7 protein-coding genes are annotated in these 7,952 nt (G+C 52.6%); all 7 read left to right on the forward strand.

The features are described from left to right. The first annotated feature begins 252 nt into the window (after nt 1-252). The gene (locus tag HMPREF2541_RS03425) at nt 253-1,761 is read left to right on the forward strand and encodes a hypothetical protein (RefSeq protein ID WP_003824082.1); all 1,509 of its coding nucleotides are present in this window, start codon (nt 253-255) and stop codon (nt 1,759-1,761) included. A 3-nt stretch (nt 1,762-1,764) separates the two neighbouring features. After that, a complete protein-coding gene (locus HMPREF2541_RS03430; RefSeq protein WP_003824083.1) occupies nt 1,765-2,892 on the forward strand; it encodes a hypothetical protein in 1,128 nt (375 codons plus the stop codon). An 11-nt stretch (nt 2,893-2,903) separates the two neighbouring features. Next, complete coding sequence (locus HMPREF2541_RS03435; protein WP_003824085.1) at nt 2,904-3,440, forward strand: GTP-binding protein; 537 nt, start codon at nt 2,904-2,906, stop codon at nt 3,438-3,440. A 2-nt stretch (nt 3,441-3,442) separates the two neighbouring features. Next, on the forward strand, nt 3,443-4,102 hold the full coding sequence (locus HMPREF2541_RS03440; protein ID WP_003824087.1) for a roadblock/LC7 domain-containing protein: 660 nt from the start codon (nt 3,443-3,445) through the stop codon (nt 4,100-4,102). Between the two features lie 23 nt (nt 4,103-4,125). Beyond that, nucleotides 4,126-4,494, forward strand: coding sequence for a roadblock/LC7 domain-containing protein (locus HMPREF2541_RS03445; protein WP_003824088.1), 369 nt, complete (start codon nt 4,126-4,128; stop codon nt 4,492-4,494). Between the two features lie 127 nt (nt 4,495-4,621). Continuing rightward, nucleotides 4,622-6,064: a signal recognition particle-docking protein FtsY gene (gene ftsY, locus HMPREF2541_RS03450; protein WP_003824089.1), complete on the forward strand. Its 1,443-nt coding sequence runs from the start codon at nt 4,622-4,624 to the stop codon at nt 6,062-6,064. A 109-nt stretch (nt 6,065-6,173) separates the two neighbouring features. Next, nucleotides 6,174-7,838 (forward strand): DNA repair protein RecN, encoded by a 1,665-nt coding sequence (gene recN / locus HMPREF2541_RS03455; protein WP_070541735.1) that lies wholly within the window; start codon nt 6,174-6,176, stop codon nt 7,836-7,838. Nucleotides 7,839-7,952 lie beyond the last annotated feature (114 nt).

The following is a 7,952-nucleotide window of genomic DNA, read 5'->3' on the forward strand; positions in this document are numbered from 1 at the left end:
CTGCGGGAGTGGTGTGGAATTTAGGGCTAATCTATGTCAGCCCCATCAATTATTACCTGCTGGGCAGAGAAAAGATACGCTGTTAGTGTGTAATCTCTTTCTTTTTAGCGGAGAGTTTCATTAATCCGTTTGAATAGAACGTGTAAATTAATATATACTTTAGTCTAAATTTCCGACATTTGTGTTTGGAAAGATGTTAAGAGAAGTAGGATGAATATTTTCATTCAATTATGTTTAGGGAGGGTGGGATAAATGGATCTGACGATTCTAGTTCCGCTATTGGTGGTTTTGGCAGGCTTGATTTTTGTGCAGCGCCGCCAAAAACAACAGGCAAAAGCCGCTGTTGATGAAGAGAAAAAAGGCAGAGGTAAACGCGCTGCTGCCCGATCAGGCAGCAAAAAGTCAGCGCCGGCAGCTGTTCGCCAGGCTGCAGCAGTTTCGCCATCTGAGCCTGAAGAGATTGAGGTGAGTGAAGACTGGGGTTGGGAAGCTGTGCCTGATGTGGAGGCGGAAGCAGCAGCAGTCAATGTGGCGCAGGAAGTTGATGCACTCACGGAATATAAAGTCTATAAGCAATTCGGTTACCATGAAAAAGCAGCCGAATCGCTGTCTCAATATCTAACTTCCGGCTCGGCAGCAGTGAGCGACGGTATGCGCAGCACTTTGGTTAATGAGTTGGTGCAATTGTGGCTAGATGCTAAAAAGCCGGACGAGTTGGCTGAAACTTTGCGCCAGTTCGGCAACCTACTCACCAAAGCACAAACTGAGGACTATATCAAACAAGGTTTGGCTGTCGATAAAAACAACCTTAATCTACGCGTGTTGGCTGAAGAAGTGCTGGGCTGGGGTGTGCAGCAAACCTCTGCCGAAATCGGCGAACGCAACGGATTGGATGCTCCGGCACAAAGCAAGCAGACCAAGCAGAAAAGCCGTCGTGCAGTTGCAGAAGCCGAGAACGAGCAGAAGGTGGCAGATTTGGCGTCAGTCAAGACTCGCAAGGAGTTGGTGACCAACTCCAAATATGCTGGTGCTATTCTTGTGCACGATGAAGAAAAAGCCGCTCTGATGGGCTTTATGGAGCCTGAGTCAGGCTATCGCCTGATGAAGGATAGATTGGCCTATGATGCGGCAGTCAGCTATGCCAATAAGGCTATCCGCCAGGCCAATAAACCGGCTGCATTGATTATTGATGCGCTGAGTTTGGATTATAAAAATCAAAATATCGACCGATTTGCCCAACATCTTTGGCAGCTCTACTACACATTAGGCCAGTATGGCCGCCAAGTGAAGGAAAGGATGCTGGGCTGGGGTCTCAACTTGGGTGAACACCCTATCTTTACTCAGTTGGAAGCTAATCCGAATGAGGCTCAATTGCGCGAAATCGGGATTGCCAACGGTTTCTTAGATCGAGGCACCAGTACCCAAAAAGCGCACCGCAAACCCCTTATTAGAACACGTACTGATGATGTCAGCGTAAAACAGACGCCGGCAGAAAAAGTGTTGCGTGATGTCGAATCGTTATTGATGTACGGTCAGTTGGATGAAGCAATGAATTTGCTGGAAGAATCGATTTTGGAATACCCCAGCGAATCGCAGCTGTATATCACGCTGTTCGATATTTGCGAACGTGCGGAAGAGTGGGAGCGCTTGGAGCAGGTATTGCATAAGATACGTGCCAATATCCAGCATCCGCCAGAGGAGGTAGTATTGGCAATGAGCCAGTTGCTACAAAAAATCAACTACGGTTCTGTTCGGACATAATAAATGACTAATAACGCAATCCCCCAAGTGAAGACGGTTCACATTATGCTGTTGGGCATGGATGAGCGCCAATATGCGATGTTCCGCATGGCATTCAAAATGCACGGCATCACCAATTATGAACTGGTTACGGTGGAGCAGGGCATTCAGCCGGATATGGTATTGGCCGATGCCGATACCGATGTAGAGATTTGGAAAGATGCGAAAAATCAGTTTCCAGATGCGAAAGTGGTGTATTTCTCCAGTTCTCCGCCTCCGGTAACCGCTCCTTATTTGGCCAAACCAATTAAGTTCGATACTCTGTTTTTGAACTTGAAGAACTTGCAACAGGGTAATGGTATTTGGGTGGCTAGTAGTAGTGGCAGCTCAGCGGCTCCTGTTTCTAGACAGGCAACACAAGAGACTGAACCGGCAGCCACACAATCTCATTCAGCCAATATTACCATCGAACATTTTGATGAAGACGGCGGCTTGTTGGGCGAAGTGCGCAAGGCAGCCAAGCAGGATAACGATGTGGCAGTAATGCACAATGGTAAGCCTGTGCTGTTGGTGTTCCCTTCTGTTCAGAAAGTGTTGCTGGCAACCGATTCTGAAACACTCCAATCTTTGTGTGAGCAAAAGTTTGTTGATTTGCAGACACGAGTAATCACAGAAGAACATTTGAAGGCTAAGGCAAAACTCTCCATCAGTGCTTGCTTGTGGCAGCTGGCTATTTGGACAGGTAATGGTCGTTTCCCCAAAGTCATCAACAAAAATACAGTATTCAAAGTTCGCAACTGGCCAAACCTGACCCGTTTGGCACCGCTTGCCGAATCAATGCGCCTATCTGCCTTCTTAACCAAGGCTTCAGGTAGCCTGACTATCCTGCACAAGCTGATGCTTATCGATAACAAAGATTTGGCTGATTATCTTACTGCAGTCTATGTTACCGACCATCTGATTGTGGAATCAGCTGGACAAGCTGAGCCTCAAACTACTGGAGCAGGGCAAGCTAGGGCTGCCGCCCAAACGCAAACTATACAGCGTCCGGAGAGAGTTCATGCCAGAGCGCATGAAGATAGTGGCGATGAAGAAGTACCGAAACAACGCGGACTGCTGCAACGTTTGATGAATAAAATTATTGGCCGATAAAGGAATATAACATGGCAGAGAATAAGATTATTTTTACAGGCCCGGTCGGCGTGGGGAAAACTACCGCTATTGCTGCACTGTCGGACGACCCGCCGATCAAGACCGATGCCCGTGCATCTGATATGACGACCTCCATGAAAAGCCACACCACCGTGGCCATGGACTACGGCGTGATTCACTTGGATGAAAAAACCAAAGTGCATTTGTACGGTACGCCTGGGCAGGAACGCTTTGATTTCATGTGGGATATTCTGAGCCAAGGCAGTATGGGCTTGGTGTTGCTGCTGGATAATACCCGTTCCAATCCTTTGAAAGATCTGAAGTTCTTCTTGGATTCATTCAGCGATTTGCTCAAAACCGCCCCTGTGGTTGTTGGTGTAACCAAGATGGATTTGAAAGCCACGCCGGGTATCGAGGTATACCAGAAATATCTGTTGCAATACGGCATGAACGTGCCAGTATTTGAAATTGATGCTCGTAACGAAAACGATGTGAAACAGCTGGTTACAGCTATGCTGTATTCAATTGATCCTGGTTTAGAGGTATAAAAATGGATTCGACACTACTTTTGCAGCCTAATCTATACCCACGAGTAACTCCTGCCGGCGCATATTATGCGGTTTCCAATAAAGGCCAAAGCGCTAGCCGTACTCTACTGGGCGGTATTCTACAAGCTGGTGAGCAGGAAACCGTTAGCCGGGAAAATGTATTGCGCTGGGCGCAAACCAACGATATTGATGCCGCACTCAACTTGTTGTATCGCATGCAGCGTTTGGAATTTTTGTATGGCGAAGACGAGCCGGACAAGAAAACCGACTTACTCAGCGGTACCGGCCTGCCCAATATCCTGATGCATCTTTCTGATGTGCAAAAAGCATTGTTGGTGGATCAAGACGGTTTCTATTTCTCCAGTTCCGGTTTCAACCACGAAGCTGCCGAAGAAATCGCTGTGCTGGCCAGTGAAGCCGTGCGTTTGTATGAACAGCACAGTCTTCTGATTAAGAATAACCTGAACATCTACCACAACGCGGTGGGCATTTGCGATCCGTCCGGCCAGAGCGAGCTGACCTTTTTCCCGCTGTATATCGGTGATTTGAAATTTATCCTAGTGACCGGCGGCGTGCCGCAGTTGCATAAAGATGAATTTGTATCTTTGGTGCGGGCGCTGTATCAAATCGTTGATTCTGCGAACCAAATTGAAACATTCTAATTAAACTATTGGGAAAACACGATATGCAACAACAATTAGTTTCTTCCGTATTGAGCGATTTGAACAGTTCGTCTGTTGATATTACCGCTTCCGCCGTTATTTCTAGTGACGGTTTGCCGATTGCATCCATGCTCCAGGGCAATATCGACCCGGATCGCGTGGGCGCGATGTCTGCTGCTCTGCTGGCCTTGGGTAACCGTACTACCAAAGAGCTGCTGTGCGGCGAATTGGAGCAGGTGATTGTGAAAGGCACTGATGGCTATATCCTGCTGATTCAGGCCGGTGAAGACACCGTATTGGTAGTAACCGCACGCGAAAGCGCCAAATTGGGCCTAATTCTGCTCGATGCCCGCCGTGCAGCTCGTAGCATTGTGGATTTGGAAAGCAGCTAAACGCCTCTCCAATACGCACTGAGTGCCGTACGCCAGGCTACCTGAAAATACAGCCAATCTGTTTCAGGTAGCCTTTGTTCGATTGCCGGTTAGTAAACCGGTTTGTTTATGGAGTATAACCAACCAGATGGTTTTTGGATTTTTTAGAAAGCGCAAAGCGCAACCCACATCCCCGCAACAGGAAGCCGAGTTGGTACAGGCGGTTGAAGAAGCAGTGCAAACCGAAGAGGTTGCGATGCAATCTACATCAGAAACAGCAGAGCAAGCTACTGCCCAAACGCCTGCTGCTGAAATTGCTGTGACTGAGTTGGAGTTGACTGATTTAGCTACCGAAATATCGGCACACGAGCTCGCAAGCATAGAAGAAGCAGATGCTGAAGTATTGCCCGCACAACCGGAAGTTTTGGCTGAACAATCTCTTGTTGAAACACAAGCAGATAAAATCACTGATGCCGTGCCGACTGTAGAAGTAGTAGAGCAAGTAGCGGGCGAAACATCTGTTGTTACAGCTGAAGCAGCTGCTTCGATTGATGAACACGACTCTGATGCTCAGGCAGGCAACGAGCCAGCATTCAGTGAGCAGACAGCGGCAGAATCAGTTGCTCCATCAAGTACCGACATCCATAAAGCCGCTGTCGAGCCAGTTTCAGAGCAGCCAACCTTGCTTGGCTGGGCTGCCCGCCTCAAGCAAGGCTTGAGCAAATCGCGCCAGCAGATGGCCAAATCGCTGGCCGGCGTGTTTGGCGGTGGCAAGATAGACGAAGACCTGTATGAAGAGCTGGAAACCGTGCTGCTCACCAGCGATATGGGCATCGAAGCCACCGAGCATCTGATGGAAGAAGTGCGCCAACGCGTGAGCCTGCGCGGCCTGAAAGACGGCGAAGAACTGCGCGGCGCATTGAAAGAAGCCATCTACGAGCTGATTAAACCGCTGGAACAACCGCTGGCCTTGCCCGCAGACAAACGGCCGTTTGTGATTATGCTCGCCGGCATCAACGGCGCGGGCAAAACCACTTCTATCGGCAAGTTAGCCAAATATTTCCAAGCTCAGGGCAAAAGCGTGCTGCTGGCCGCCGGCGATACTTTCCGCGCCGCTGCCCGCGAGCAACTGGCCGAATGGGGCGAGCGCAACGGTGTTACCGTGATTTCCCAAGCTTCCGGCGATTCTGCCGCCGTCTGTTTCGATGCCGTGGAAGCCGCCAAAGCGCGCGGTATTGACATCGTGCTGGCCGACACCGCCGGTCGCCTGCCCACGCAAACCCATTTGATGGAAGAAATCAAAAAAGTGAAGCGCGTGTTGCAAAAATCCATGCCCGACGCGCCGCATGAAATCGTGGTGGTGCTGGATGCCAATATCGGCCAGAATGCTGTGAACCAAGTGATTGCCTTCGATGACGCTCTGGGGCTCACCGGCCTCATCGTCACCAAGCTCGATGGCACAGCCAAAGGCGGCGTGCTGGCTGCGCTGGCCAGCCGCCGCCCCGTGCCGGTGCGCTTTATCGGCGTGGGCGAGGGCATCGACGACTTGCGCCCGTTTAACGCCCGCGAGTTTGTAGACGCACTGCTGTAATCCCAAGATACACAGCAAAAGGCTACCTGAAAAACCGTTTTCAGGTAGCCTCTCGGTTTTCAGGTAGCCTGTTATATAATCCGCTTCACTCCTTCCTTTCGAGAACACCATGCTGCTTGCCCTCTCTTTGCGCGATTTTGTGATTGTTGAGCAACTCCATCTGGATTTCCAGCCCGGCTTTACCGTGCTTACTGGCGAAACCGGCGCCGGCAAATCCATCACGCTCGATGCGCTCAGCCTGCTGCTCGGCGACAAGGCCGACTACAGCCAAATCCGCCACGGCTGCCCTGAAGCGCAGCTTTCCGCCCTGTTTGATTTGAGCGGCTTGCCCGCATTGCGCGCCGAACTCTGCGAACAAGGCCTGCTCGGCGCAGACGAGGTCGAGCTTTCCATCCGCCGCACCATCGACAGCAAAGGCCGCAGCCGCAGCTTCATCAATAATCAGGCCGCCACCCTGGCCCAACTGCGCCAAATCGGCAGCCGCCTGGTGGACATCCACGGCCAAAGCGCGCACCACTCGCTCAACAGCGAAGCCGTGCAGCGCGATCTGTTGGATGCTTTTGCCGGCAGTAAGCCATTGGCCGAGCAAGTGCAAGCCGCTTATCGGCAATGGCGGCAGGCACAAGAAGATTTGGCCACCGCCGAAGCCGAGGGCGAGCGTTTGGCCGAAGAGCGCGAGCGGCTGGCTTGGCAGGTGGGCGAAATGGAAAAACTCGCCCCGGTGGAAGGCGAATGGGCGCAGCTTTCGCAAAGCTACGACAGCTTGGCGCACGCTGCCGAGCTGTTGCAGGCTGCCGAAGAAGTGGCCGCCCACATCGATGGCGACAACGGCCTGCACAGCCTGGCCGGGCGTTGCCGCCGCCAGCTGGAAAGCCTCTCCGGCATCGAGCCACGTTTTGCCGAAAGCCTGGCCATGCTGGATAGCATCGAAGCCGAGTTGGGCGAAATCAGCAGCCACATGCACAGCGTGGCCGCCCGTGCCGAAATCAACCCCGACGAATTGGCCGCGCAGGAAGAGCGCATGGCCGAGCTGATGTCTGCCGCGCGTCGCCACCGTATCGAGCCAGAAGACCTGCCTGCCCGCCTGGCGCAGCTGCAGCAGGATTTGGCCGATTCCGAAGCCGCCGCCGATATCGAAGCCCTGCGAGAACAGGTGCGCCTGGCCGAAGCCGCCTATTTGCAGCCTGCGCGCGAGCTGTCTGCTCAAAGGCAGCAGGCCGCTGCCAAATTGGCCGCCGAAACCACCGAACACATGCAGCATCTTTCCATGCGTGGTGCGAGTTTCCACATCGAGCTCATCCCGTGCGAAGCGCAGGCATACGGGCTGGAGCAGGTGCAGTTTCAGGTAGCCGCCAACCAAGGCAGCCCCTTGCGGCCGTTGAACAAAGTTGCTTCCGGCGGCGAACTGGCCCGCATCAGCCTGGCCCTGCAGGTTACCGCCAGCCAATACACGCAGATTCCCACCCTGATTTTTGACGAAGTAGACAGCGGCATCGGTGGCGGCGTGGCCGAAACCGTTGGCCGCGCCCTGCGCACGTTGGGGCGGCAGCACCAAGTGCTCGCCGTTACCCACCTGCCGCAAGTGGCCGCCTGCGGCGCGCAGCATTGGCAGGTAAGCAAACACAGCGGCGGCGGCCAAACCGTGAGCACCATTCGCGAGCTCGAAGGCAGTGCGCGCGTCGAAGAAATCGCCCGCATGCTCGGCGGCGAAACCCTCACCGACACCACCCGCCGCCATGCCGCCGAAATGCTGGAAATGGCGGCAGCAGAGTAGGGCGCTTGTTTCAGGTAGCCTGTAGGCCAAGCAAGAGGCTACCTGAAAAATATAGTGAATTAAATTTAAACCAGTACAGTGTTGCCTCGCCTTGCCGTACTATCTGTACTGTCT

This window comes from Eikenella sp. HMSC061C02, assembly GCF_001809035.1.
GTDB classification, from domain to species: domain Bacteria; phylum Pseudomonadota; class Gammaproteobacteria; order Burkholderiales; family Neisseriaceae; genus Eikenella; species Eikenella corrodens.